This is a genomic window from Streptomyces sp. JLYT201 (genome assembly GCF_059448825.1).
In genome coordinates this window covers 5,665,539-5,691,515 of sequence record NZ_CM182551.1, presented here as the reverse complement: position 1 = coordinate 5,691,515, position 25,977 = coordinate 5,665,539, and the positions used below count along the sequence as shown (strand labels likewise).

Annotated in this window: 28 protein-coding genes and 1 pseudogene; 23 read left to right on the top strand and 6 right to left on the bottom strand. The window is 71.9% G+C overall.

Going from position 1 to position 25,977, the window contains the following annotated elements:
• Positions 1-125: 125 nt before the first annotated feature.
• A complete protein-coding gene (locus AC5WAM_RS23905) occupies positions 126-914 on the top strand; it encodes an NUDIX domain-containing protein (RefSeq protein ID WP_495518757.1) in 789 nt (262 codons plus the stop codon).
• Here AC5WAM_RS23905 and AC5WAM_RS23900 read toward each other — a convergent pair.
• A complete protein-coding gene (locus tag AC5WAM_RS23900; RefSeq protein WP_495523641.1) occupies positions 898-1,905 on the bottom strand; it encodes an NsdA family TPR-like regulatory protein in 1,008 nt (335 codons plus the stop codon). The two genes, AC5WAM_RS23905 and AC5WAM_RS23900, sit on opposite strands and share 17 nt — an antisense overlap.
• A 658-nt stretch (positions 1,906-2,563) precedes the next feature.
• On the opposite strand from AC5WAM_RS23900, the gene kilB reads away from it, so the two are divergent.
• The 18 genes and pseudogenes from kilB to AC5WAM_RS23810 all read left to right on the top strand — a co-directional run bounded on the left by kilB (position 2,564) and on the right by AC5WAM_RS23810 (position 14,546).
• Positions 2,564-3,016, top strand: a complete 453-nt coding sequence (kilB, locus tag AC5WAM_RS23895) for a plasmid transfer protein KilB (protein WP_495518756.1) — start codon at positions 2,564-2,566, stop codon at positions 3,014-3,016.
• A gap of 97 nt (positions 3,017-3,113) precedes the next feature.
• Positions 3,114-3,293, top strand: a complete 180-nt coding sequence (locus tag AC5WAM_RS23890) for a hypothetical protein (RefSeq protein WP_172382929.1) — start codon at positions 3,114-3,116, stop codon at positions 3,291-3,293.
• A 257-nt stretch (positions 3,294-3,550) separates the two neighbouring features.
• The gene (locus tag AC5WAM_RS23885) at positions 3,551-3,817 is read left to right on the top strand and encodes a DUF6284 family protein (RefSeq protein WP_495518755.1); all 267 of its coding nucleotides are present in this window, start codon (positions 3,551-3,553) and stop codon (positions 3,815-3,817) included.
• A complete protein-coding gene (locus tag AC5WAM_RS23880) occupies positions 3,814-4,035 on the top strand; it encodes a hypothetical protein (protein ID WP_495518754.1) in 222 nt (73 codons plus the stop codon). The genes AC5WAM_RS23885 and AC5WAM_RS23880 overlap by 4 nt, the downstream gene beginning before the upstream one ends.
• Entirely contained in the window at positions 4,032-4,940 is a 909-nt protein-coding gene (locus AC5WAM_RS23875; protein WP_495518753.1) for a DUF2637 domain-containing protein, read from the top strand. Before AC5WAM_RS23880 ends, AC5WAM_RS23875 begins: the two co-directional genes overlap by 4 nt.
• Positions 4,937-5,353 (top strand): annotated as a pseudogene (locus tag AC5WAM_RS23870) (DNA cytosine methyltransferase); the annotation flags it as partial. The gene AC5WAM_RS23875 and the pseudogene AC5WAM_RS23870, both read left to right, overlap by 4 nt.
• Complete coding sequence (locus AC5WAM_RS23865; RefSeq protein ID WP_495523787.1) at positions 5,238-5,792, top strand: hypothetical protein; 555 nt, start codon at positions 5,238-5,240, stop codon at positions 5,790-5,792. The pseudogene AC5WAM_RS23870 and the gene AC5WAM_RS23865, both read left to right, overlap by 116 nt.
• Positions 5,780-5,968, top strand: coding sequence for a hypothetical protein (locus AC5WAM_RS23860; protein ID WP_495523786.1), 189 nt, complete (start codon positions 5,780-5,782; stop codon positions 5,966-5,968). Before AC5WAM_RS23865 ends, AC5WAM_RS23860 begins: the two co-directional genes overlap by 13 nt.
• 28 nt (positions 5,969-5,996) lie before the next feature.
• Positions 5,997-6,554: a hypothetical protein gene (locus AC5WAM_RS23855; protein ID WP_495518752.1), complete on the top strand. Its 558-nt coding sequence runs from the start codon at positions 5,997-5,999 to the stop codon at positions 6,552-6,554.
• Between the two features lie 42 nt (positions 6,555-6,596).
• Entirely contained in the window at positions 6,597-8,729 is a 2,133-nt protein-coding gene (locus tag AC5WAM_RS23850; RefSeq protein ID WP_495518751.1) for an FtsK/SpoIIIE domain-containing protein, read from the top strand.
• Positions 8,730-8,933: 204 nt separating this feature from the next.
• Positions 8,934-9,398 (top strand): hypothetical protein, encoded by a 465-nt coding sequence (locus AC5WAM_RS23845; protein WP_495518750.1) that lies wholly within the window; start codon positions 8,934-8,936, stop codon positions 9,396-9,398.
• Between the two features lie 13 nt (positions 9,399-9,411).
• A complete protein-coding gene (locus tag AC5WAM_RS23840) occupies positions 9,412-10,146 on the top strand; it encodes an exonuclease domain-containing protein (RefSeq protein ID WP_495518749.1) in 735 nt (244 codons plus the stop codon).
• Positions 10,143-10,322, top strand: a complete 180-nt coding sequence (locus AC5WAM_RS23835; RefSeq protein WP_495518748.1) for a hypothetical protein — start codon at positions 10,143-10,145, stop codon at positions 10,320-10,322. Before AC5WAM_RS23840 ends, AC5WAM_RS23835 begins: the two co-directional genes overlap by 4 nt.
• Positions 10,323-10,404: 82 nt before the next feature.
• A complete protein-coding gene (locus AC5WAM_RS23830) occupies positions 10,405-11,316 on the top strand; it encodes a bifunctional DNA primase/polymerase (protein WP_495518747.1) in 912 nt (303 codons plus the stop codon).
• A complete protein-coding gene (locus AC5WAM_RS23825; RefSeq protein WP_495518746.1) occupies positions 11,313-11,669 on the top strand; it encodes a hypothetical protein in 357 nt (118 codons plus the stop codon). Before AC5WAM_RS23830 ends, AC5WAM_RS23825 begins: the two co-directional genes overlap by 4 nt.
• Positions 11,666-12,826 carry a DUF3631 domain-containing protein gene (locus tag AC5WAM_RS23820; RefSeq protein ID WP_495518745.1) on the top strand — a complete coding sequence of 387 codons (1,161 nt, stop codon included), beginning with the start codon at positions 11,666-11,668 and terminating at the stop codon, positions 12,824-12,826. Before AC5WAM_RS23825 ends, AC5WAM_RS23820 begins: the two co-directional genes overlap by 4 nt.
• 174 nt (positions 12,827-13,000) lie before the next feature.
• A complete protein-coding gene (locus tag AC5WAM_RS23815) occupies positions 13,001-13,243 on the top strand; it encodes a helix-turn-helix transcriptional regulator (RefSeq protein WP_495518744.1) in 243 nt (80 codons plus the stop codon).
• Between the two features lie 79 nt (positions 13,244-13,322).
• Positions 13,323-14,546: a tyrosine-type recombinase/integrase gene (locus AC5WAM_RS23810; protein WP_495518743.1), complete on the top strand. Its 1,224-nt coding sequence runs from the start codon at positions 13,323-13,325 to the stop codon at positions 14,544-14,546.
• A gap of 841 nt (positions 14,547-15,387) precedes the next feature.
• On the opposite strand, the gene AC5WAM_RS23805 is transcribed toward AC5WAM_RS23810, so the two are convergent.
• Entirely contained in the window at positions 15,388-16,155 is a 768-nt protein-coding gene (locus AC5WAM_RS23805) for a polysaccharide deacetylase family protein (protein ID WP_366791567.1), read from the bottom strand.
• 351 nt (positions 16,156-16,506) lie between these two features.
• Here AC5WAM_RS23805 and AC5WAM_RS23800 point away from each other — a divergent pair, with 351 nt between their 5' ends.
• The 4 genes from AC5WAM_RS23800 (at position 16,507) to AC5WAM_RS23785 (ending at position 21,732) form a co-directional block, all read left to right on the top strand.
• A complete protein-coding gene (locus AC5WAM_RS23800) occupies positions 16,507-18,135 on the top strand; it encodes a penicillin-binding transpeptidase domain-containing protein (RefSeq protein ID WP_495518742.1) in 1,629 nt (542 codons plus the stop codon).
• A gap of 271 nt (positions 18,136-18,406) precedes the next feature.
• Positions 18,407-20,137 (top strand): penicillin-binding transpeptidase domain-containing protein, encoded by a 1,731-nt coding sequence (locus tag AC5WAM_RS23795; protein ID WP_366791569.1) that lies wholly within the window; start codon positions 18,407-18,409, stop codon positions 20,135-20,137.
• A gap of 216 nt (positions 20,138-20,353) precedes the next feature.
• Positions 20,354-20,884: a YbaK/EbsC family protein gene (locus AC5WAM_RS23790; protein WP_495518741.1), complete on the top strand. Its 531-nt coding sequence runs from the start codon at positions 20,354-20,356 to the stop codon at positions 20,882-20,884.
• On the top strand, positions 20,881-21,732 hold the full coding sequence (locus tag AC5WAM_RS23785; protein WP_495518740.1) for an EamA family transporter: 852 nt from the start codon (positions 20,881-20,883) through the stop codon (positions 21,730-21,732). The genes AC5WAM_RS23790 and AC5WAM_RS23785 overlap by 4 nt, the downstream gene beginning before the upstream one ends.
• A gap of 205 nt (positions 21,733-21,937) precedes the next feature.
• Here AC5WAM_RS23785 and AC5WAM_RS23780 read toward each other — a convergent pair whose 3' ends face one another.
• From AC5WAM_RS23780 to AC5WAM_RS23765, 4 genes are read right to left on the bottom strand one after another with little or no spacing between them, the layout of a single operon-like run.
• A complete protein-coding gene (locus AC5WAM_RS23780) occupies positions 21,938-23,134 on the bottom strand; it encodes a serine hydrolase domain-containing protein (protein WP_495518739.1) in 1,197 nt (398 codons plus the stop codon).
• A gap of 36 nt (positions 23,135-23,170) precedes the next feature.
• A complete protein-coding gene (locus AC5WAM_RS23775) occupies positions 23,171-23,929 on the bottom strand; it encodes an energy-coupling factor ABC transporter ATP-binding protein (protein ID WP_138960179.1) in 759 nt (252 codons plus the stop codon).
• Complete coding sequence (cbiQ, locus tag AC5WAM_RS23770; protein WP_495518738.1) at positions 23,917-24,678, bottom strand: cobalt ECF transporter T component CbiQ; 762 nt, start codon at positions 24,676-24,678, stop codon at positions 23,917-23,919. Before cbiQ ends, AC5WAM_RS23775 begins: the two co-directional genes overlap by 13 nt.
• 1 nt (position 24,679) lies before the next feature.
• A complete protein-coding gene (locus tag AC5WAM_RS23765) occupies positions 24,680-25,786 on the bottom strand; it encodes an energy-coupling factor ABC transporter permease (protein ID WP_495518737.1) in 1,107 nt (368 codons plus the stop codon).
• Positions 25,787-25,977 lie beyond the last annotated feature (191 nt).

Genomic DNA, 25,977 nt, shown 5'->3' with positions numbered 1-25,977 from the left:
CCCACAGGCGGCCCGCCACGAGCCCCGATTCGCAGCTCCCCCAACGTCGAAATGCGACCGGAGGCAGTGTGCACTTATCCCGCTACGCTGGTACGCACCACCTGAGAATGGAGAGTGCTCCGCGGATGGGACCGAAGACGACCAAGGTCTACGAGACGATTCGTGCTCGGCTCGCTTCCGGGGAGTACGCGCCCGGCGACAAGATGCCTTCTGAACGAACCCTCGTGGAAGAACTCGGCATCGGGCGCACCGCGCTCCGGCAGGTGCTGGCGCGGCTCGTAGCCGAAGGCTGTTTGGAAGTCCGCGGACGCAGCTCGTACCGAGTTCCCGGCGCTGTGAGCGTCAAGAAGCCAGAGAAGCTTGAGCCTTGGCGTATCCACGGTGAGCGGGACCTCTATGACAACCGCTGGGTGAAACTCCAACTCTGGGATGTGGAACCGCCCGGAGTGGAGCGGTTCGAGCATCACGTGGTGAAGCTGCACCACGTCGCTATCACTGCGGTTCTGGACGACCAGGACCGCGTACTGATGATGTGGCGCTACCGCTTCGTTCCTCAGCAGTGGGGGTGGGAGCTGCCGGGCGGGATCGTGGACGAGGGGGAAGACCCCGCGGACACGGCCCTGCGGGAGGTCGTCGAGGAGACCGGGTGGCGACCGAAGTCAGTGGAGCACGTCGTCACGTATCAGCCTATGGTCGGCATGGTCGACTCGCCGCACGAGATCTTCGTGGGTCATGGGGCTGAACAGGTCGGTTCGCCAACGGATGCGGAAGAGGCGGGCCACATCGAGTGGGTACCACTGGCCGACATTCCGGGACTGATGGCCCGGGGTGAGCTGATGGGCTCAGGCACCCTCGTCGCGCTGCTTCACATCCTGGCGAGCCGCGGCAAACCGGGGATCAAAGCCGGGCGCTGAGCAGGTCAACACGGCGGCGTTGCCGCACCGATCCGGTACGGCTCGCCAACAGTCGCGCCTGCCGGAGATGGGTGTTCGCCTCGTCGTACTCGGCGCGCGCCAGGTGCGCCTGTACGAGGTCGGCGTGGAGTCCTGCCTTGGCCCGGACGAACGACGGGTCCGCCACTTCCAGCGCGCCGTACAGGCTGGTGACCGCCTCGCCATCGCCGAGCAAGGCAAGGATGTTGCCGCGCCATCGGCTGAGGTGGGCATCGTTGAGGAAGATGCTCAACATGTCGGGGTCGCGGTCCTCGGGGCCCGGCGGAATGCTCGCCTGCGCCGCGTCGAGCGCGCGCCGGCAATCGTCCGGCAGGCCAGCGTGGGCGCACAGTTCCGCCTCCGCGGCGTGCAGCCACGCCCGTAGGCGAGGGGACCCGCCCTGTCCAAGGCTGCGTTGGGCATCGCGGACCAGCTCAAGGCCGAGCGATGGCCGACCCGCCTCACAGAGAACGTACGCCTGCTCCGCCATGGCGTGAGTGAGGTACATGGGTGCCTCTGCGTCGCGCGCCGCCCGCTTGGCCAACTCGTAGTGCCGCCACGCCCGTTCCACGGCTCCGGAGTCGATCGCCTGCCACGCGGCCAGGGTCGCCGCCCCCGCGAGAGCAAGCGCGACAGGCCTCCGTGCGCTGGGGAGCACCGCGAAGTTCAGTGCGTCTTCGAGAGCGTGGAGGTGCCCCGCCATCTGGTCCACGAGGGCGGAGGCGCCCATCTGCCGGTCCATGGTGCGTAACAGCTCGGTCTGGTCATCGAAGGCCTTCACCATGGCCGGACCGACGCTGTTCGCCGACTCGATCCGGCTCAGCAGGTCGTCGTACCCGTCGGCTGCCGGCGGAGATACAGCCGACGGACCCCCTCGCAGCTCTGCGTCTGTGACGCCCAAAAGCTGCCGCAGGACCACCGCGTACCGGTCGGAGATGGTGCGCTTGTCGTTCTCCCACTCGGACACGTACACACGCAAACTCGCAGTGGAGGCCACGGCTGTGACGTGTTGCCGGGCGTACTGCTCGATCTCGCGAACCAGTCTCTCCTGAGACCAGCCTCGTGCCTTTCGCGCGTTCCGAAGTCCTGTGCTCACAGGCCACCGCCCGGCAGTAGATCCACTCTCCGACGCCTCCAGCATGCCCTACATCTGCGCAGGTCAACAGGGGTTAACAGAGCGGGAGTTAAGCCCTGTTGGCTACCAACACCCCCTCCCGCAGAGGTCTTCTGGAGATGCACCGGGGCGGGCAATCGCCAACCGATTCAGCGAAGCCTCTTGACCCTGGTGCGCACCAGTTGCACTCTACTGGTGCGCACCAGATTACGGAGTCGCCTTCGACTTCCCGGTGCGCAAAGGGCCCCGCAAGGGGTCATGAGGCCCCGTTTCGGCGGGGGCGAGGGACCCGGACCCCTTGGCAGTCCGGAGGGCTTCGACCCGCAAGGGTCACGTCTCCATACGCCTTCGCCAGGCATGGCCGCTCTACCTGACACGGGAGCGGCAGACCTGAAGGAGACATTCGCACTGCTCAACCCCTCCGCAGCCCTTCGCTGCGGCCGGTTGCCTCCGCTGCTCGTCTCGTACGAGCAGCGCTGAGGGGAGCCGGAACATCCCTTCGTTTCTGGGAGTCCCCATGACTGCAACGCTCATTGCCGTGATCGGAACCCTCGCGGGCACGCTCGCCGCCGGGCTCATGCAGCACCTGACCACCACTCGCGCGGCGCGCTCGGCCACGGCCGAGCAGCAGCGCAAGGCCCTGGCCGCGGCCGTCACGGCTCTGCTCGCCGCTGTGGTCCGCCACCGCGAGCAGCAGTACTTGAAGATCGTGGCGCAGCGCGAGGGCTTGGAGGACGACGTGGAGGCGCGTCGGGCCCGGTACGCCGCCCGGTCGGCCGTCACCAGCGCGATGGACACGCTGCACGTGACCACGCAGGACCCCGAGCTGCTGTCATCCGCGCAGGAAGCGGTGGATGCGGCGTTCGCGATCGGGGACGTGCCCGCCGACGATCTGGATGCCGCGGGGCTGCGAGCCCGTAAGGCCCACACGGCACTGCGCGTGGCCGGTGCCCGTCACCTCTACGCCTGAGCTGCTGCCTGTCCGGTGCCTGATCCGCCCGTCTCGTACGGGCGGTGAGGGGAGCGGACCGACCGGCTCCAGCACTACAACCCGGAGGGAGCTCTCCATGAGCAACGACCCGGCCCAGGACCTCCTGGACGCGCACGGCTACTACTACGCCAAGCAGAAGGCAGCCGAGGAGCAGGGCTGGCCCGAGCTCGCTGAGATGCACAAGTACAACGCCGACTGCGCGTTTGATGCGTTCTTAGAGGTCACCGAAGAGCAGTACGGCCCCAAGCGCCGCTGACCTGCCCTTCCGTGCTTCGCATCGGCTTCCTGATCGGCCCGATGCTGTGCAGCATCAGTGAGCTGAAGAAGCTCTGACCTGCTCAACCGCCTCGATGGTCGTAGGTCGGGTTCGACTCCCGGCCGAGGCACTGCGGTCGCCTTCGCTGACCGCGCCGCCGCCCATCGGCGGCCCCTCCTTTCCAACGGCGTGAGCCCCCGGAGTTGCCGCTCCGGGGGCTCTGTTCGGGCCGTTCCTACCGCTAGGAGACACGACCCATGAACGACATCGTCAATGCTCAAACCCCCGTTACCGCGCTCGCCCTGCGGGCGGAGCCCACGGCCGCGGAGCTGGCCGCCATCGACGCCGAGATGCCCGTGATCCGGGCGGAGATTGAGCTGCTGGACGCGCAGATCACCGCCCTTGACCGGGTGCCGAACGAGCTGGACGCCCGGCGCATCCACCGGGCTCGCCGCAAGGTTCTGGCTGCCCGCCGCTCGCTGAACGTCCCCTCGTTCGTGTTCAACCCCGGCGGTGCCGCGTGAGCGCCGTGCGAGTGGAGCGGTGGCGTCTGGCCGCCGTGGTCCTGTGCGTGCTGGGCGCGGTCGCCGGGGGCGTGTCCGCGTTCGTCTACGCCCGCCCGCTGCCCGCCCTCGCCGTGACGCTGGGCTGCTTCCTCATCGCCCGCTACCTGCGCACCCAGGCGCCCCCGCTGCCCGCGCCCCGGCCGGACCGCGACGAGAGTGGGGAGGGCGACCGGTGAAGAAGAGCGGCAAGATCCTGCTGGTCGTCGCGCTGGCCGTCGTGGTCGGCATGGCCTTTCGGGTGTCGTGGAACGCCCTGCACGACGTCGCCCGCGCGGTCGGCGCGGACCCCGTGGCCGCGACGCTGTACCCGTTCGTCGTCGACGGCCTGATGGCCCTGGCCCTGGTCGCCGCCCTCGTCCTGGCCGACGATGCACGGCAGTTCGCGCTGAAGGTACTGGCTTCCTACACCGCCGCATCGCTGGTGCTGAACTACGTGCATGGCCTCGTGCCCGCACTCCACGGCCGTACGGTCGACTGGGGTCGACTGGCCGACTGGGACCCCGCGAACTGGGCCCTCGTGCTGCTGGCCACGTCGCTGCCAGTCGGGTCGATCTACTTCGGCTCCGATCTGGTCGCCAAGGTCCTGCACCACACCCCCACCCCGATCGATCCCCCGACCCCAGATGCGGAGGAATCGCCACAGATCGTATTGAAACGGTCTACGGCTGACCTCCCGGAATCGGCCCCCGCACCGGCGTCCGTGAACCCGACTCGACTGCCGGTCCCGGTGCCGGTCGGCTTCCTGAAGTCGACGCTCCCGCTCAAGCCCGTACCCGACCCGACCACCTCGCGTGGGCCGATCGGTCGGCGGGCGGTGGCCGCGGAGTCGGCCCGCCCGCGCGGGGCGACGGGTCGGGTGCCGGACATCGCCCGATCGAGTCGGCCGCGGCGCAGCGCCGAGCAACTGCTCGCTGAGGCACGTGCCGCCACCGCGGACTGGCCGGACGCCAAGCTGACCGCCGAGGGCATCCGCCGGTCGGTGCGCACGTCGCCGGAGAAGGCGCGCCTGCTGCGGGAAACGCTGCGCGAGGAGCGGGCCGTGCGGGCGGGCACCGCCCCGGCCGGGGCGGTGGAGGTATGACGCCGTTACGGATCGGCTCGGTGTGCACCGGCTACGGCGGCCTGGACATGGCCGTGCGGGCGGTGTTCGGCGGCGAGCTGGCGTGGGTGGCGGACAACGACCACGGCGCGAGCCGCATCCTGGCCCACCGCCACCCCCAGGTGGCGAACCTGGGCGACATCACCACCACCGACTTCACGAGCGTGGCACCGGTGGATGTGGTCTGCGGCGGCTATCCGTGCCAGCCGTTCAGCTCCGCCGGCAAGAGGAAGGGAGTTGCCGATGCCCGGCACATCTGGCCCCACATCGCCCGTGCCCTTGGCGTTCTACGACCCCGCTTCGCGGTCTTTGAAAACGTCGCAGGGCACCTTTCTCTCGGATTCGACACCGTCCTCGCTGACCTTGCCGCCCTCGGGTTCGATGCGCGCTGGTGCACTCTTCGCGCATCTGACGTGGGCGCGGCTCACCAGCGAAACCGCCTGTTCGTCCTCACCTGGCCTGCCGACTCCGGCAGCCAGGGACTACAAGGGCGGCGGGCAGAAGGGGCAGCTCCCGACCGCTGTCGGCTCGCTCCTGCCGACCCCGTCGACCTCGGAGAACACCGGTCCCGGGCACGCCGCGCAGGGCGGGATGAACCTGCGCCACATCGTCTCGCTGCTGCCGACCCCGCGGGCGTCGGCCAACGAGAACCGGCAGACCAAGCGGACCCCGTCGCAGGAAGCGGGCACGCACGGCAAGTGCCTGGCCGCGGAGATGGCCAGCCTGCCAGCCCCTGCGGGACCGGCTGGGGCGAGTACGGCCCGGCCATCGCCCGCTGGGAAGAAACGCTCGGCCGCAGGGCGCCCAGGCCAGTTGACGCTGTGGGACGGCTGAGCCCCGCCTTCGTCGAATGGCTCATGGGCCTGCCCGCCGGACACGTCACCGACGTCCCCGGCCTGTCCCGCTCCGCACAGCTCAAAGCGCTGGGCAACGGCGTCGTCCCGCACCAGGCAGTTGCCGCGCTCCGCTTCCTCACCCCTGCCGCCTCCCCCGCCCACGCTGCCGCCTGAGCGCGGCCACAGCAGACGGAGCATCTTGATGAGCCTCACCCTGAGCACCCACAAGATCCCCGGTTACGGGGCCACCGCCCGCACCGCCCGGCAGCTTGCCCCGCAGGCCGTGCGGCTGGTGGAGCAGGCGGTGCCCGGCCGCATGCCGGACGTCGAGATCGTGTTGACCCACACCCGCGGCATGGCCGAACTCGGCTCCGCCGCCGACGCGGAGCTGGCCGGAGTGCTGGACCGGCGCTCGCGCACCCGCGCCGAGCGCGCCGCCCGCCGCCTGGCCCGCGACGCCTCCGGCCGCGCCATCCCCCGCACGGGCGGAAGCGTGCTGGTGCTGGTCAACGTCGACCAGCACGCCAACCCGGCGCAGTTCGCCGTGACGCTCGTGCACGAGTTGACGCATGCCATGCAGTTCAGCCGCAAGCACGTCGTCGAGCAGATCACGCGGGACACGCGCGTGCAGTTCGGTGTGGAGCGCCAGTCGCGCCGCCAGGCCCGCCAGCACGCCCGCCTGGTCGAGGAGCACGAGCAGGAGGCCTACGGCTGCGAGTACCTGGCCGACCAGCTCGTGCCCGGCGCCACCGCCGCCTGACCGCGGCCCCCCTCACGCTTTCCCTGGTAGGAGACAACCGCCATGAGCGAGAACGTCGTTCACCTCTACAAGGACCCCGACGAGCCCCCGGCCGGGCAGGGGCCGACCGTGCTGACCGTGGTCCCCGACCCGGCCACCGAGGCGGCGCCGGTGGTACCGCTGTGGGTCCGCTCCAGCCGCGCCCTGCGCACCGCGGTCACGCACGAGCACACCAAGACCGCGGCCCGCGCGGTCGCCCGGCACAGCATGTACGTGGTGGGCGGGGGCCGGATCGTGGCCCGGCGCACCCTGGATGCCCGCACCCCGGCCCGCTACGAGCGCATGCTCCGCGCCGCCGAAGCCGCCGGGAACTACGAGGTGGCCGCGGAGTGGGAGGAACGCGGCCAGCGCTTCCGCGATGCCCGCCACCGCCGCCGCATGGATCTGCTCACCTCCCCCATCGACGCCGCCAAGACCGCCCTGGTCGGAACCGGGATGGGCATGGGCGGGCTGATCGCGCTGGGGGTGGCGCTCGCGCTGGCCACCAAGGACCCCGCCGACGTCATCACCCCCCTCGCCGCCGTGATCGGCCTGGTGAGTCTGCTGGTCACCATCGTGATGGTGGTCTGGGGCCCGCTGCTCACGCTCAGCCCGTTCCTGGCCCTGCTCGGCCTGTGGGCTGTGGGCCGCCGACAGCAGGCCGCGCCCGCCTGGACGCTGCCCGCCCACGTCCGCGCCCACGAGGGCGAGCCCATCACCCCCTCGATCGTCGTCAAGGCCCTGCGCGACCTCGGCGTGCCCGCACTGCGGGGCGCCATCAAGGAGATGGGCGACGCCGGGGCCGCCATGCTGGGGCCGATCCGCATCGCCGGGTGCGGCGTGGAGGTCGACGTCGCCCTCCCTTCGGGGGTGGCCACGAACGAGGTGCAGACCCGCCGGCGCAAGCTCGCGGAGAACCTCACCCGGCACGAGCACGAGGTGTTCATCACCATCCCCGAAGCCGCCCGCACCGTGCGGCTGTGGATCGCTGATTCCGGGGCGCTGGACGAACCGATCGGCCCGTCTCCGCTGGTCACCGACGAGACGATGACCGCGAACTACAAGACCGGCAAGGCCCCGTGGGGCCAGGACCTGCGCGGTGACGCGGCGGAGCTGAGCCTGTACCAGCGCCACCTGTTGGTCACGGGCCGCTCCAACCAGGGCAAGACCGCCTCGCTGCGGGCGCTCGCGCTGTGGCTGGCCCTGGACAGGTCCGTGCAGTTCTGGATGGGCGACCTGAAGGGCATCGGCGACTGGAAGATGTTCGACGGCATCGCCGACGTGCTCATCCAGGGCCCGACCGATGACCACGTCATCGAGGTCACGGAGATGGTAGAAGCGGCCGTGGACGAGATGAACCGCCGCATGGAGGTGCGCCGCACCAACCCCAACGCGGTCTTCCCGACGCTGATCGTCATCGTCGACGAGGCGCAGGTGGCGTTCATGTGCCCGGCCAAGGGCGAGGACAAGCGCCCCTACGGCGGCTCGTCCTCCACCTCCCGGTACTTCATGGCCGCCCGCAAGCTCCACAACCAGGGCCGCGCGGTCGACGTCCTGCTATGGCAGGGCACCCAGGACCCCACCAACGAGAACCTGCCCAAGCTGGTCCGCGAGGGCGCCCACACCCGGGCGTCCCTGGTCGTGGGAACCGAGTCGCAGTCCCGCATGGCGCTTGGTGACAAGGCGGTCGACGACGGCGCCGCCCCGCATCTGCTGCGGCAGGGTCTGGACAAGGGCACCCTGGTCGTCGCTTCCGACGGCATCACGATGCCCGCGGGGCAGTCGTTCATCACGGTGCGCACCCACTTCATCGACGACGACGATGCCGCCGAGATCGCCGAGCGAGCCAAGGCCCTGCGCTCCGGCGTGACCACCCTGCGCGCCGTGGACCAGGGCGAGGAGCGTGACGCGCTCGCCGACATCGCCGACGTCATCGGCGACGCGGCCCGGGTGCTGACCGCCGACGTCCTCAAGCGCCTCACCGCGCTGGACGCCAAGACCTACGGCCGCTGGACGCCCGGCGACCTCAAGCGCGTCCTGGAAGCCGCGGGCGCCGAGCCGTACAAGTCCGACGGCCGCATGGTCGTCGGCCGCGACCGCGTCGCCCGCGCCCTCACCAACCGCGGCAACGAGGACTCCGCTTCCGCCGCTGAGTGACAGGGAGCCGCACCCCGCCGAGGCAGGGAGACAGGGAGAACTCCCTGAACCCCTCCCTGCCCCGCCTCCCTGGGCTTGACCTGCACACATTGGCTGTCAGGGAGGCAGGGAGGCGCCCCGGCCAGCGCCCCTGAAACCCCCTCCACAGCGCCCCCGCAAGGGGGTGCTCCCGCCTCCCTGACCGATCACCGGAAGGGATTCCACATGTACCCCGAACATCCCGCGCGCACGGCCGAAGCACGGGCCGTGGAAGTCCACCACCCCACCCCGATCCCGCCCGCCGTGCACGCCCCGGCACCGCTCGTGCCCGCGCAGCCGAACACCGTGGCGGCGGTGGCGAGCGTCGTCCTGCCCGACGGCCGCGTCGTCACCGGCTACGCCATCGCCCCCGCCAAGCCTGAACCCGTCACCATCAAGCCGCCGATCTCGCGGGCCGCGGTGAACGTCGCCCTGGGCGGCGTCGGCTTCCTCGCCGTGTGCGGCGGCCTGCTCATGCTCACCGCGTTCATCGCCGCGCTCGCCGCACTGGTCACGCAGCTCATCATCCTGGCCGCGGTCATCTTCGGCGGCTTCATCGCCCTCCAGGTCTTCAGCACCAGCAGCCGCGAGGGCGGCACCACGGTCAACATCCGCAAAGCGATCTTCAAGCGCAACCACTTCCACGGCTGACAGGAGCCCCGCGATGAACGCGCCCACCGTGACCAGCAGCCCCGCGTGGCCGGACGGCCCGATGCTGGCCTTCGACGTAGAGACCACCGGCACCGACCCGGAGACCGCCCGGATCGTGGCCGCGGCGGTCGCCGCGGTCGGCGGCGGCACCTCGCCGGAGACCACCACGTGGCTGCTGGACCCCGGCATCGAGATCCCCGCCGAAGCGACCTCGATTCACCACATCACCACCGAACAGGCCCGCGCCGACGGCCAAGCACCCGCCGAGGCGCTGCCTGAGATCGTCGCGGCGCTCACCGAGCCGCTGGCCGCGGGCTTCCCGCTGGTGGTCTTCCGCGCCCCGTACGCGCTGACCGTGCTGGCCCGCGAGTGCGCCCGCCACGACGTGCCGGGCCTGGACGGGGACGTGGCCCCGGTCATCGACCCGGCCGTGCTCGACAAGCACGCGGAGCGCTACCGGCGCGGGCGGCGCACCCTGCCCGCGCTGTGCGAGCACTACCGCGTCCGCCACGACGGCCCCAACGACCCCGTCCAGGACGCCTTAGCCGCCGCCCGCCTCACCTGGCGCCTGCCCCGCGTCCACCCCCAGCTCGCCGCCATCGCGCTCGCCGACCTGCACTCCGGGCAGCAGGCGTGGGCGGCAGAGCAGGCCGCGGGCCTGCAAGCACATCTGCGCCGCACCGACCCCACCGCCACCGTCATCCCCGACTGGCCCCTGATCCCCGCCCCTGCCGAGGAGAGTTCGTGACGTTCGACATCCGGATCATCTGCGACGACCACGACGCCGACGCCATCACCCGTGCACTGGCCGACGCCTTCCGCACCGGCACCGCCCGCACCTACCCCACCCGCGACGGCATGCGCACCCGCCTCTACCTCACCGCCGACCTGAAGCGGCCCAAGGACGACCAGCCGAACACCTAGCCACACGCCAAGGGCGGCCCCCCCATTCCGCCAAGAACTGGGGCCGCCCTTGTCCAGCCAACTCAACAGTGGAGGTTCCAGGATGACCCAAGACGCCCGTGCCGCGCTGCTGAAGGCGGCATTACAAGCCGCTGCCCGCGGCTGGCACGTCTTCCCTCTGCGCCCCGGCACCAAGCGCCCCGCCCTCCACGGCGAGAAGGCCTGCCCCCGCACCGGCCCGTGCGCGGCCGGGCACCTGAAGTGGGAGCAGCGCGCCACCACCGACCCCGGCCGCATCCGCGCCGCCTGGTCCCACGCCCCGTTCAACATCGGCGTGGCCTGCGGCCCGTCCGGGCTGGTCGTCATCGACCTGGACACGTCCGAGCACGGCAAGGACAAGGGCAGTGCAGGCGCCCCTGACGGGGCGACGACCTTTGCGGCGCTCTGCGAGCGCGCCGGACACACCGTCCCCGACACCTACCGCACCCGGACCGCGAGCGGCGGGACGCACCTGTACTTCACCGCCCCGCACGGGGTACGGCTGGCCAACACGGCAGGCGCGGTCGGCCCGTTGATCGACACCCGCGCGCACGGCGGGTACGTCGTCGCCGCGGGCAGCACCACCCCCACCGGGCCCTACGAGGCCCTTTGCGCCGCTGAGACGGCCGCTCTGTCCTCGTGGCTGCACGCCATCCTGCAACCCGCCCCGCCACGCCCTGTCAGCCCGCTGCGCCTCCCTGCGGTCGACGGGAGCCGCGCGGCACAGGCCGCGCTGGAAGCCGAGTGCGCGGCGGTGGCTGCCGCGCCGGAGGGACTGCGCAACGCCACCTTGAACCGCAGCGCGTTCAAGGTGGGGCGCTTCGTGGCGTGGGGCGAGATCCCCCGGTACGTGGTGGAAGCCGCCTTCCAAGCGGCTGGGGAGGCTCACGGGCTCACCGTGGCCGAGTGCCGCGCCACCATCCGCAGTGCCCTGGACAGCTCCCTGCGCAAAGCCCGTCCCCGGGAGGCGGCATGAACACCCAAGCCGCCCTCCCCTTGGAAGGCCTGCCCGAGACCGCGTCCGGCCCGTCGGCCGCCTCTCGGCCGGTGCGCGCCGCGGCCGTGAGCGCCCCGAAGGGCGTCGCCCGCAAGGGCGTCCTCACTGCACTTCGTCCTGACCCGCACCGCGGAGGCGGCCTGTACCCGATTGCGTGGCTGCACATCTGCGCCCCGTACGGCGCCATTCCCACCGCCACCTCGAAGTGCGCGTGCGGACGCGACCGCAGCGCGGTCGGGCACGGCCGTGTGCTCGCCCTCGTCGACGACCACGCCGCCCACCGCGACGCATGCCCGCTGCGCGCTCCCCAGGAAGGAAGGGCCGCCGCATGACCCACCACACCGACGGCGCCGCGCTGCTGGACGAGGTGGAAGCCTTCCACCGCCGCTTCAACGTCTTCCCTCACGATGCCGCCTACGTCGCGGTCGCCCTGTGGGACGCCCACGCCCATCTGCTCGACTGCTTCGACTCCACCCCCCGCCTCGCCTTCCTGAGCCCCGAGCCGGGCTCGGGGAAGTCGCGGGCCCTGGAGATCGTGGAAACCCTCGTGCCGCACCCGATGGTGGCCGTAAACGCCTCCGCGGCTGCCCTGTTCCGGGCCGTGTCCGGCGCGGACGGGCGGCCCACGATCCTGTTCGACGAGATCGACACGATCTTTGGCCCCAAAGCCGGGGACAACGAGGATCTGCGCGGCTTCCTGAACGCCGGGCACCGCCGCACCGGCGTCACCTACCGGTGCATCGGAGACGGCGGCAACCAGACCGTGCAGGCCTTCCCCTCCTACTGCGCGGTCGCGGTCGCCGGACTCGGCTCCCTGCCCGACACGATCCTGACCCGCTCCGTCGTCATCCGCATGCGACGCCGGGCCCGCAACGAACGCGTAGAACCCTTCCGCACCCGCGTCCACGAGACGGAAGGACACAAGCTCCGCGACCGGCTCGCCGGATGGGCGGAGCAGGCCCGCGGGTTCGTGCTGGGGGCGTGGCCTGAGATGCCCGACGGGGTCACCGACCGGCCCGCCGACGTGTGGGAACCCCTGCTCGCCATCGCGGACGCCATCGGCGGGCACTGGCCCGAGCGGGCCCGGGAGGCGTGCGTGACGCTGGTCAAGGCCGCGCAGACCACCGACAAGCACAGCCTCGGCATCCGCCTCCTGACCGACCTGCGCGACCACGTCCTCATCGGCGTGGACAAGCTGCCCACCATCGCCATCCTGGACCGGCTCAACGCCCTGGACGACGCCCCGTGGGCCGACCTGGACGGCAAGCCACTGGACAACCGGCGCCTGGCCCGGATGCTCGCTGAGTACATGACCAGCGACAACACCCCCATCCGCTCCCGCAACATCCGCACCGCCGGAGGCGTCCTCAAGGGCTTCCACGCAGAGGACCTGGCCGACGCGTGGGCCCGCTACTGCCCGCCCCCTCCCCAGGACTCCGCTACAGCCGCTACACCGCTACACCCCAGCTCAGAGCCGGTGAATCTGTAGCGGCACCGAAGCGTGTAGCGGCTACACCCGCTACCCCGTGAAGCGGGCGTAGCCGCTACACGCCACCCCTCCGCTACACAAAACCCCCCGCTGACCAGCCATGTAGCGGCGTAGCGGATGTAGCGGACTTCCCAGAAGGGGGCCAAGGTCCCTGTCTGCCACGGAGGCCGAGCAATGAGAGCGCCCTCGCCCACATCGAAAGATCCCCGTGAAGCCCTGCGGGGCGGGTTGCCCGACCGCTACCTCACCCCGGAAGACATCGCGAGCCTCTTCTCCGTGTCGCTGGAGACCGTCTACCAGTGGCGCAAGAAGCGCACGGGCCCACCTGGCTTCCGCGTTGGCAAGCACCTGCGTTACGACCCCGCCGCCGTCCGCGCCTGGACCGCAGAACGCATGACGGCCGACGTCGCCGCCTAACCGAACACACCCCAGCACGGCAGGGAGAGCCGCCTCGCGCGGCTCTCCCTGCCGTGCTTCGCGAAAGGACCACCGCCTCATGGCAGGCCACATCCAAGACCGCTGGTACAAGACCGAAGCCACCGCCGACGGCAAGGCCGTCCGGCTCAAGACCGACCGCTACGGCTCCGGCATGCGCTACCGCGCCCGCTACGTCGGCCCCGACGGAACCGAGAAGTCCAAGAGCTTCCCCGACCGTCAGAAGCGTCTCGCCGAACGCTGGCTCGCCTCCATCGAGGCGGACATGGCGCGCGGCCAGTACATCGACCCCAAGGCGAGCCGGACCACCTTCAGACAGTACGCCGAGCGGTGGGTGAAGACCCACACAGGCGAGGTCAACAGCCGCGAGGCGGCCGAGCGCCGCCTGAGGCTGCACGCGTATCCGCACATCGGCACGCGGCCCATCGGATCGTTCAAGCCCGAGCACATCCGGGACTGGATCAGTGCGCTGGAAGACACCGTGCCCGCCGAGTCGAGCCGTCGCATCGTCGTCGGCACCGTGTCGGCCGCGCTCAGCGCGGCCGTGGAAGACGGGCTTCTACCAAAGAACCCGTGCCGGGCCCGCACCGTCCGCCTGCCGAAGCCCGCCCGGCCCCGCGTCGTCCCGTGGACGGCCGCTCGGGTCTTCGACGTGCGGTCGGCCCTCCCCAAGCGGTTCCAGGCCAGCGTGGACCCCGGCGCGGGATGCGGACTGCGGCAGGGCGAGATCTTCGGGCTTTCGGAAGACGAACTCGACTACGAAGGCGAATGGGTGCACGTGCTGCACCAGCTCAAGCGAATCCGCGGCAAGTACGTTTTCGCTCCGCCGAAGGGCGGCAAGGAACGCAGTGCGCCTCTCCCCACGGCGGTGGGCAGCGCACTACGCGCCCACTCGGAGGAGTTCCCGCCCATCACGGTCACGCTTCCGTGGCGTACGCCTGAGGGACCGCTCGTCACGAAGCGGCTGCTGTTCAGCGGGAACGAAGGCATGCACGTCCGCGTCAGCTACTTCAACGACTTCATGTGGAAGCCCGCTCTCGCTGTCGCTGGCGTCATCCCGGAGCCCGAGGAAGGCGAGCGGTACGCGGCGGCGCGCGAGCACGGCATGCACGCGCTCAGGCACTTCTATGCCTCAGTTCTTCTCGATGCTGGAGAAAGCATCCGTGCTCTGAGTACATACCTGGGACACTCAGATCCGGGGTTCACGCTGCGGACCTATACCCACCTCATGCCAAGCAGCGAGGGCCGAACACGAAAGGCCGTTGATGACGTCTTCCGTTCCTGAAGCACTGGTTCGAGAGTTCAGAGGACACAGCAGTCGCAGCCTCAGAGAATGACCGGATGGACCAAGGCGTAGCCGCCCTGCTCGCAGGGCTCACAGGTGTCGTAGGCGCTGGCATCGGAGGACTCGCCACCGCCTACGGTGCCCGAACCGGGGCGCAGAAGTCGATCGAGGCCGCACTAACGCAAGTTCAGCAACAATCAATGGCTGAGCACCTCCACTGGGTACGAGAACAACGCAGGCAGGCTTGCACTGCCCTAATTGACGCGTTCTCGCAGTACGCGCGCATAGCAGTTGATTGCGCCCTCGCTGTGGAACATGGCGTAGCCATCACCGACGAGCAACAGCCTCAACTAACCGAGCAGCTCAACCAACTGACGTTGACAACTGCGCACCTGCAGCTGTGGGGCCCTGGCCCCCTAACGGTGTGCGGCGACACACTGGGCAACGAAGCCCTTCGCCTCCATACCCTCTTGGTGCGCTGGGATGATGTTCGACAGTCCGGTGGACGATCAGCCAGACAGCAACATCAGCAGGCATGCGAAGATCAAATGTCTGCCCTGAAGCTGGCTAGGGATAGCTTCATGGGCATCTCTCACCACACTATGACGACGCACGAGTAGTCAACACGCGCTCACTACCATGATCACGGCCCTCAGGCGGCCCCAGAAACGTCAGACAGCAGGCTGGACCACTGTTGCATCTGGTCAGAGGGACGTTCGTCGCCTCTGCGAGAACTTCATCTACTTCTGGCCGATCTACACGGGCACCGCGATCCCGATCGAGTCGTGGCGGTCGCGGATGTGGCTGGACACCTGGGTCTAGCCGGGGAGGCGGGCGGGGTTCAGCGCACCGGGAAGCCGAAGGAGTAGCCCTGCCCCTTGAGCCAGGGCAGGAGGCGGCGCAGGGCCTCGACGGTCTGGGTGCGGTCGCCGCCCGCGTCGTGGAAGAGCAGCGTCGGGCCGTTGGACAGCTCGCGCTGGACGGTGGCGACGATGGCGTCCGTGCCGGGCCGCTCGAAGTCCTTGGTGTCCACGTTCCAGCCCAGCGGGCGCATGCCGCGGGAGGCGGCGAGCTTGCGGCTGTAGGGGGTGAAGGCCCCGCCGGGCGCCCGGTAGTACATCGGCCGCACGCCCCCGGACGCCTTGGTGATCATGCGTTCGGCGTCGAGTATCTGCTTCGACTGGTAGGCCTGGGTGTCCTTGTCCATGGCGGTGTTGTGCGACACCGTGTGGTCGCACAGCCGGTGCCCCTCCGCGACCACCTTCTTGACGAGGTCCGGGTGGGCCTGCGCCTGCGTGCCCACCATGCAGAACGTGGCCTTCACGCCGTACTGGCGCAGCAGGTCGAGCATCGGCGGGGTCCACTGGGGGTCGGGGCCGTCGTCGATGGTGATGTTGACGGCGCGCTCGCCCTTCTCCGAGGCGTGCGCGATGGACGCCGCGACCGGCTTGACGGCGCGCTCGGCGGGCCCGGTCGCCTGCGGTGCCGCGTCCTCGGCGTCACCCGCCTGCGCGGTCCACACCGAGGCGCCGGTGGCGAGCAGCATCACCCCGAGCGCCGCCCCGACCACCTTGCCGTACCAGCCCCGCCCGCCGCTGTGCCGCGCCATGTCCGCCCCTCTCACAGTCCCTTGCCGATCCCCGGTCACCTCACGACCGCACGGCAAGATGAGGCACGGCGGCCGGGGGATCCCGCTGTTACCGATCACGGACAATTCCGCGAGAGTTCGCGGACAACTCCCCCGCACGACGGCCGGCACCACGCCAGTTGGCCCGATCCCGCCCCCGCTCCTCCCCCGCTCTTTCCGACCGATCCTCAACAGATCTGTGATTCGCATTGATTAATCAGGACCGAGAATGCGCCAGAACATCGGGCCAGGACCCGCCCGCCCATGCGAAAGCCGGGGTGGAGCGCTCTTCCGCCTCCTAAAGTGAGGGGATTCCTGGGGAGGGAGCGCTTCATGCGCAAACGAGTGAAGGGCGTCATCGTCGGCGGGGTCTTCGCCGTCATGGTGGGGGGCGCCGGATACGGCACGTACAACGTGGTGAACGCGCTGAACGACGACGGCGGTTCGGCCTCGCCCGCGGCGGCGCGGAAGGAGCCGCTCGACGCGAAGGAGGTCCGCGACACCGCGCGGACGTTCCTCCAGGCGTGGGCGAAGGGGGACGCGGACACGGCGGCCGTGTACACGAACGACCAGGAGAGCGCCGCGCGCGCCCTGACCGGCTACCGCGAGGACGCGCACATCCGCCGCGTGCGCCTGACGGCGGGTCGGATCGACGGCACGCACGTGCCGTTCTCGGTGCGCGCCACCGTGTCGTACGAGGGCACGTCCAAGACCCTGGCGTACGAGTCGTCCTTCGAGGTCGTGCGCGGCCGGACCACCGGGCGGCCGCTGGTCGACTGGGAGGCGTCCGTCGTGCATCCCCGGCTGCACGAGGGCGAGAGCCTGGAGACGGGCGAGGCCTCGGCGCCGCCCATCAGGGCCGTGGACCGCGACGGCAGGGTCCTGACGGCCGATGCCTATCCCTCGCTCGCGCCGGTGCTCGCGGAGCTGCGGTCGGCGTACGGCGAGAAGGCGGACGGCCGCCCCGGCATCGAGCTGTATGTGAAGCGGGCCTCGGCGGACGCCGGTACGACGACGCTGCTCACGCTCGCCAAGGGCAGACCCGGCACGCTGCCGACGACGCTCAGCGCCGCCGCGCAGCGGGCCGCCGAGGACGCGGTCGCCCGGCACCCCGACGCGTCGGTGGTCGCGGTCAAGCCGAGCACCGGTGAGGTCCTCGCGGTCGCCAACCACCGCCAGGACGACTTCAACGCGGCCTTCCAGGGCAAGCTGGCGCCCGGCTCCACCATGAAGATCGTGACCGCGGCGATGCTCATCGACAAGGGCGTCACCGAGGCGGGCGGCCCGGCGCCGTGCCCGTCGACGGCGACCTGGCAGAGCCAGACCTTCACCAACCTCACCGGCCTCGCGCCGGACGACGGGGCCACGCTCGCGGACAGCTTCGCGCGGTCCTGCAACACCGCGTTCGTGAAGCTCGTCGACGAGAAGCCGCTCACCGACGCCTCGCTCACCGAGGAGGCGCGGGACAACTTCGGCCTGGGGCGCGGCGACTGGCGCACCGGCATCCGCTCCGCGGACGGCTCCGTGCCCGCCTCCACCGGACCCGACCGGGCGGCGAACGCCATCGGCCAGGGCCAGGTGCAGCTCAACCCGCTGAACCTGGCGTCGGTGACGGCCACGGCGATGACGGGCGCCTTCCGCCAGCCCGTGCTCGTGCCCAAGTCGTTCATCGACGGCGAACTGGCCACCGCGCGCGGCCTGTCCGGGTCCACGTCCGCCCAGCTGCGCCAGATGATGCGGCGCACCGCGCTGTCCGGCACGGGCGCGCGGGCCATGGCGGGCCTCGGCCCCGACGTCGGCGCGAAGACCGGCTCGGCGGAGGTCGACGGACAGAAGAAGCCCAACAGCTGGTTCACGGGCTACCGCGGGGACGTGGCAGCCGCGGCGGTGGCGCAGCAGGGCGGCCACGGCGGGGACACGGCGGGCCCGATCGTAGCGGCGGTCCTGCGAGCCGCCCGCTGAACGGGCCCCGGGAGGCGCGCCCCACTGAACGGGCCCCGCTGATCGGGCCCCGAAGGGGCGCGGGGCTGTGTCCCTATGCGGCTCCGCCGCGCGGGCGCGCCCAGCCACGGACGGCCCGCGGAATGAACACCCCACGGCCAGTGGGGCGCTGTCGCCAGCCCAATCCGACAATACTGCGAACCATGCCCGGACGGGCGCCCGCTAGGTTGGGCCTTCGGTGAGTAGAGCAGAGTGCGGCGGGGGCCGACGGGGAATCGCGGAGGGCTGGTTCGTGGGCAAGAGAAGACGTGTGGCCGAGCGCAAGAAGGTGCGTCCGGGCGTGCTCGGCGGGGCCGCGGTCGCCGTCGTGTGCGGCGTGGGCTTCGCCGCGTACGCCCTGGCCGGGGAGCCGGAGGGGGGCGGCTCCGGCGGGGCGGACGGCAAGTCGGTGGCGACGGGCCCGCCGACGGCCGCGGAAGTGCGCACCACCGCACGGGGGTTCCTCTCGGCCTGGGCCGCGGGCGACGTGGACCGGGCGGCCGCGCTGACGGACGACCGCGAGGCGGCCCGGACGGCCCTGCGGTCGTATCGGAAGGACGCCCGGATGACGAAGGTGCGGCTCACGCCGGGCAAGCCTGCGGGCCGCAGGAGCCCGAAGGTGCCGTTCAAGGCCGCGGCGACGGTCTCGTACGAGGGAAACCGCAAGGCCGAGGGCGCGGTGGGCACGGTCCGCAAGCCGTACGCGTACGCGTCGGCGCTGCGGGTGGTGCGCCGGGCGTCCGACGGCAGGACGCTCGTCGACTGGCGCCCGTCCGTCGTCCACCCGGAGCTGAAGCCCGGTGACCGCCTGGTCACCGGCGAGGCGGGCACCCCGCCGATCAAGGCCCTGGACCGTGACGGCGGCCCGCTGACGGCCGCGAAGTACCCCTCGCTCGGCACGGTCCTCGACGGCCTGCGCGACAAGTACGGCAAGAAGGCGGGCGGCACCGGCGGCATCGAGCTGCGGATCGTCCGCAAGGACGCGCGGGACGCGGCGCGCACGAAGACCAAGAGCGACGACGCGAAGGTGACGCCCGACAAGACGCTCCTGACGCTCGCGCCCGGCACCCCGGGCACGCTGAAGACGACGATCAGCCCGAAGGCGCAGGCGACGGCCGAGCGGGAGACGGCCAAGCGGAAGCGGGCGTCCGTCGTGGTGGTGCGGCCGAGCACCGGCGAGATCCTGGCCGTCGCCAACTCCAGCCCCGGCGGCTTCAACACGGCCTTCCAGGGCTCGCTCGCGCCCGGCTCCACGATGAAGGTCGTCTCGTCGGCGATGCTCCTGGAGAAGAAGCTCGCGGGCGTCGACAAGAAGCATCCCTGCCCCAAGTTCGAGACGTACGGCGGCTGGAAGTTCCAGAACGACGACAAGTTCCAGATCAAGAACGGCACGTTCCGGGCGAGCTTCGCGCGGTCCTGCAACACGGCCTTCATCAGCCAGGCGAAGAAGCTCTCCGACGACGACCTGACGAAGCAGGCCCGGGAGGTCTTCGGGCTCGGCAACGACAACTGGTCGATCGGCGTGTCGTCGTTCGACGGTGCGGTGCCGGTGCAGTCGGACGCGCAGATGGCGGCGTCGCTCATCGGCCAGGGCGGCGTGCGGATGAACCCGTTGAACATGGCGTCGGTGGCGGCGACGGTCAAGTCCGGCGCGTTCCGGCAGCCGTACCTGGTCTCCCCCGCCCTGGACAAGCGGAAGCTCGCGACGGCCACGCGGAGGATGTCCCCCGCCACGGCGTCCGCCCTGCGCGACCTCATGCACTACACGGCGGTCGCGGGCACCGCGGTCAAGCCGATGGCGGGCCTCGGCGCCGACTCCGGCGCGAAGACCGGCTCCGCCGAGGTCGACGGGCAGAAGAAGCCCAACGGCTGGTTCACGGCGTACCGCGGGGACGTGGCCGCGGCGGCGGTGGTGCAGGCCGGCGGGCACGGCGGCGACTCGGCGGGCCCGGTGGTACGGGCGGCGCTGCTGGCCGGGGGCTGAGGCCCGGGCGGCGGGGCGACGGGGCGGCGGGCCTGCGGAGGGCCGGGGCGGCGGGCCTGCGGGGCGGGCCGTCCGCTCCGCGGATCCCCGGCCGCGTGGCGCCGGGGCGGGCCGTCCGGGCTGCGGGATACCCGGTCGCGTGGCGCCGGGGCGGGCCGTCCGGGCTGCGGGATACCTGGTCGCGTGGCGCGTACACGCACCGCTAGCGTGCGCCGCATGGGTACTTCTGCGAGCGACGCGTACGACACCGGCGGTTCACCCGCGCACCCCCGATTCGCCCGGGCCCTGCGCAAGCTCGGCCTCGACGAACTGAGCGGCGCGGTACGGCGGTTCCCCGACCGGACCCGGACCGCCGCCGAGGCCGCCGCCGCGATCGGCTGCGCACTGAGCCAGATCTGCAAGTCCCTGGTCTTCGCCGCGGACGGGGTGCCCGTCCTCGTCCTCCTGGACGGCGCCTCGCGCGTCGACGTCGAGCGGGTGCGCCAGGAGCTCGGCGCGCGGCGGGTCACGCGGGCCGACGCGGCCCTCGTCCGGGAGACCACCGGGTACGCCATCGGCGGGGTGCCGCCCTTCGGGCACGCCACCAGGACCCGGGTCCTCGCCGACCGTTCGCTGCTCGCCCACGACGTGGTGTGGGCCGCCGCGGGCACCCCGCACACGGTGTTCCCCATGGCTCCCGAGGCCCTCGTCGCCCACGCCGGGGGCACCCTGGTGGACGTGCGCGAGGTCGCCGGAACCGCTCGATGACCCCGCTGGTCACCGCGGCCGTCCTGCTCGCCGCCGTCACCCACGCCGCCTGGAACGCGCTCGCCCACCACATCACCGACAAGCTCGTCGGCTTCACGCTCATCTCGGGCGGCGGCGCCCTCATCGGGCTGCTGCTCGCCCCCTTCGTGGCCGTCCCCGACGCCGGGGCCTGGCCCTGGCTGCTGCTCTCCGCCGTCCTGCACGTCGTCTACTACGCGCTGCTCATGTGGTCCTACCGGCTCGGGGACTTCGGGCAGGCCTACCCCATCGCGCGCGGCACCGCGCCGCTGGTGGTGACCGTGCTCGCGGCCGTGTTCGTGGGCGAGGTGCCCGGCGGGTGGCAGGCCGCCGGGGTCGCCGTCTGCTCGGCCGGGCTCACCGGGCTCGCCCTGTGGGGCATCCGGGGCTCCGGGCGGCGGCCGGACTGGACCGCGCTCGGCGCCGCGCTCACCACCGGCGTCTCCATCGCGGCGTACACCGTCGTGGACGGGCTCGGCGTACGGGCGTCCGGCTCGTCCCTCGGCTACGTCGCCTGGCTCATGCTCGTGCAGGGCACCGTCGTGCCGCTGTACGCGCTGTGGCTCTGGCGCGGGGGGTTCGTGGGGCGGGTGCGGCCGGTGGCGCCGCTCGGGCTGCTCGGGGCGGGCCTGTCCGTCTCCGCGTACGCGCTCGTGCTGTGGGCGCAGACGCGGGCCGATCTCGCGCCGATCTCCGCGCTGCGGGAGTCCTCGATCATCGTGGGGGCGGGGATCGGGGCGGTGTTCTTCAAGGAGCGGTTCGGGGCGCCGCGGATGCTGGCCGCGGGCGTGATGGTGGCGGGGATCGGGCTGATGCTGCACGCGGGCTGATGCCCTCGCGGGGCGCCCCAGACCCGCCCCTTCCCGAACCGGGGGGCTGCCGCCCCCGGTCCCCCGCCCTTATCGGCGCTCCGCGCCTCGTCCTCAAACGCCGGACGGGCTGGAAGATCCAGCCCCTCCGGCGTTTGAGGAGCGGGGCCTGGGGGCGGAGCCCCCAGGAAGCGGGAAGGGGCGGGTCTGGGGCGTCCCACGCGGGCTACACGGGCACGGTGCGCAGGGCCCGGAGCACCGCCTGGGGCCGGGCGTCCGCCGTGATGCCCTTGGCCATGGCGTTGGTGACGTAGGCGAAGGACAGGCCCGACTCCGGGTCGGCGAGGGCGAGGGTGCCGCCGCGGCCGGGGTGGCCGAAGGAGCCCGGGGACAGGAGCGGGGCGGCGGGCCCGTGGAGCATGTAGCCGAGGCCGAAGCGGGTGCGGGTGACGAGGACCCGGTCGGGCCCGGCGGACGCCTCGCCGCGGGCGAGGGCCAAGGTCGGCGGCGCGAAGAGGCGCCCGCCCCCGTCGACGTCGCCGATGAGCGCGGCGTAGAAGCGGGCGAGCCCGTCGGCCGTGGCGATGCCGTTCGAGGCGGGCAGGGCCGCGGCGCGGTGGGCGGGGTCGTTCTCGTCGGGCGCCGGGTCGATGACCGCGAAGGCGCGCCGCGTCAGGGAGGCGGGGTCCGCGTACGCCGCGGCGACCTCCGGCTTGGGCCGGGCGCGCAGCCCGCCGCGCCCGGTGTCGGCCGGGAGGGGGCCGAGGCGCCCGACCCGCGATGCCAGCGCGTCGGGCAGGCCCAGCCACAGGTCGAGGCCCAGCGGCCCCGCGACCTCGTCCGCGGTCCAGTCGCCGATGGCGCGGCCGGTGACGCGGCGCACCAGCTCCCCGGTGAGCCAGCCGAAGGTGTGCGCGTGGTAACCGTGGTCGGTGCCCGGCTCCCACGCGGGCGCCTGCGCGGCGACGACCGCGGCCGCGAGGTCCGGCGAGTACGCCTCGGCGGGGGTCAGCGGCCGGTCGAGGACCGGCACCCCGGCCCGGTGGGCGAGCACGTGCCGCACGAGCGCCCGCTCCTTGCCGCGTGCCTTGAACTCCGGCCAGTACTCCCCCACGGGCGCGTCCAGGTCCAGGCGCCCGCGCTGGTGCAGCAGGAGCAGCGCGGCGGCGGCCACGCCCTTGGTGGCCGAGCGGACGATCTGGGCGGTGCCGGGCTCCCAGGGGGCGGGCCCGTCGACGTCCCGCGTGCCGCCCCACAGGTTCACCACGCGCCGCCCGTCGCGGTACACGACGACCGCCGCGCCCCGCTCGCCGAGCGCGGTGAAGTTCCGCCGGAAGGCGTCCCCGACCGGTTCGTACCCGGGGGCGACCGTGCCGTGCACGTCGGTGTCCGCCCCCGCCACAGCGACTACGTCAGCGTCCATACCTGAGCCAACCAGCCCGCGTCGCCGAAGATTCCGCTAGCGGGCCGCTCCTGCCGTCTTCGGATCGAAGCCGAAGGGGAGTTCGAGGCGGTGGCTGCGCATCAGCTCCTCGTCGGCGAGCAGCTCGCCGGTGGCGCCGTCGGCCGCGATGACGCCCTCGCTGAGGACCAGCGCCCTGGGGCACAGTTCGAGCGCGTACGGCAGGTCGTGCGTGACCATCAGGACGGTGACGTCCAACGCCCGCAGGATGTCGGCGAGTTCGCGGCGCGAGGCCGGGTCGAGGTTCGACGAGGGCTCGTCCAGGACCAGGATCTCCGGTTCCATCGCGAGGACCGTCGCCACGGCGACGCGGCGCCGCTGGCCGAAGGAGAGGTGGTGCGGCGGGCGGTCGGCGTATCCGTCCATGCCGACCCGGGCGAGCGCCCGGTGCACGCGTGCTTCGAGCTCCGGGCCGCGCAGGCCCGCCGCCGCGGGGCCGAAGGCGACGTCCTCGCGCACGGTCGGCATGAACAGCTGGTCGTCGGGGTCCTGGAAGACGATGCCGACCTTGCGGCGGATCTCCGCCATGTGCCGCTTGCCGACGGGCAGTCCGGCCACGGTGACGGTCCCGGCGCCCGCGGTGAGGATGCCGTTGAGGTGGAGCACGAGGGTCGTCTTGCCCGCGCCGTTCGGCCCGAGCAGGGCAACGCGCTCGCCGCGGGTGATCGTCAGGTCCACGCCGAACAGGGCCTGGTGGCCGTCGGGGTAGGCGTAGGCGAGGCCACAGACCTCCAGGGAAGCGGTCACAGGGTCCATCCCAACAGGCAGACGACGAGGGCGGTGACGGGCAGGGCGAGGGCGTACGACCACTGGGCGCGGCTCGCCGTCACCTCGTCGATGACCGGCATGGAGCCCGTGTAGCCCCGGCTCAGCATGGCCAGGTGCACGCGCTCGCCCCGTTCGTAGGAGCGGATGAAGAGCGCGCCCGCCGACTTGGCGAGCACGCCCCACTGGCGTACGCCCCTGGCCTCGAAGCCGCGGGACTCGCGCGCGACGCGCATGCGGCGCATCTCGTCGGTGATGACGTCGCCGTAGCGGATCATGAAGGAGGCGATCTGGACGAGGAGCGGCGGGAGCCGCAGGCGCTGGAGGCCGAGGAGCAGTTCGCGCAGCTCCGTGGTGGCGGCGAGCAGCACCGACGCGGCGACGCCGAGGGTGCCCTTGGCGAGGACGTTCCACGCGCCCCACAGGCCGCTCTCGCTGAGCGAGAGGCCGAGGACGTGCACGCGCTCGCCCTGCGCGACGAACGGAAGCAGCAGCGCGAACCCCACGAAGGGGATCTCGATCAGCAGCCGCTTGAGGACGAACAGGGGCGGTACGCGGGCCGCGTACGCGACGGTGGCGAGCAGCGCGGCGTACGCGGCGAAGGTCCAGAGCACCTCGCGCGGGGTGGACACCACCACGACCACGAAGCAGAGGGCGGCGGTGAGTTTGGCGTGCGGCGGCAGCGCGTGCACCGGGGAGCGGCCGTGGCGGTACAGGCGGTGCGCGTGGCCCGCGCCCACGTCAGGCGCTCTCGGCGGGCTCGGCCACCGCGGCGGTCCCCGCCGGGTCCGCCTGGTCCGCGTACGGGGCGCGCCGCCTGCGCACCGCCCAGAAGACGCCGGTGCCCGCGACGACGGTCACGCCGACGCCGATGACGCCCGCGAGGCCGCCGGAGAGGCGGGTGTCGGTGATGCCCTGCACGCCGTAGCCGAAGAAGGGCGAGTCCTTGGCGGCGTGCTCCTCCTCCTTGCGGTCGATGCCCTTGTCGTGGGCGACCTTCTCCAGGCCGTCGGGGTTCGTGGAGGCGTAGAAGGAGACGAATCCGGCGAGGACGAAGGAGGTGACCAGGCCCGCGGCCCACAGCTTGCGGTGGGAGCGGGCCGCCGGGGCGGGGGCGGCGGGCGCGTCGACGAGCGCGCCGCCCACGCGCAGCTTGAGGGGCGCGCTCAGGCCGCGGGCGCCGTACACCAGGTCGGGCCGCACGGCGATCACCGCGCCGACCGTGAGCGCCGTGATGGCGGCCTCGCCGACGCCGATGAGGACGTGGACGCCGATCATGGCGGTGGCGACCTTGCCGATCGGCACGTCGGTGGTGCCGCCGACGGCGTAGATGAGGGTGAAGGCGGCGGCCGCGGCCGGCACGGAGAGCAGGGCCGCGGTGAACGCGGCGGCGGTGAGCGAGCGGCGGCCGCGCGGCAGGACCCTCACCAGGCCCCGGAAGACCGCGTACGCGACGACCGTGGTGACGACCGCCATGACCGTGATGTTCACGCCGAGCGCGGTCAGGCCGCCGTCCGCGAACAGGACGCCCTGCATGAGCAGCACCACGGAGACGCACAGGACCCCGGTGCAGGGGCCCACGAGTATCGCCGCGAGGGCGCCGCCGAGGAGATGGCCGCTCGTCCCGGCGGCGACGGGGAAGTTCAGCATCTGCACGGCGAAGATGAAGGCGGCCACGAGGCCCGCGAGCGGCGCCGTGCGCTCTCCCCCGCTCCCGGCTTCGCCCGGACGGGAGGTGCCCCCCTGTTCACGCCGTGCTCCGCGCAGCGCGACGGCGACGGCACCCACCGCGGCGACGGCCGCGGCGGCGGATACGGGAGCGTTGATGAATCCATCGGGGACATGCATGCGCGCGCTCCTGGAAAGGTGCATGTCGTGAGCGTGGGGAGGCACTCACGCGAAATGAGCGGATCGCTCCCGAGCGGGACGCTCGTGAACCTTCCAATGATGTGCGCTCTTGCGAAAAGGTCGCAAGAGCGTAGGAGCACCAATACGCGCCCCCGCCCGCGACCCGGAACAGCGCCCCTCCCAGCGCGTCA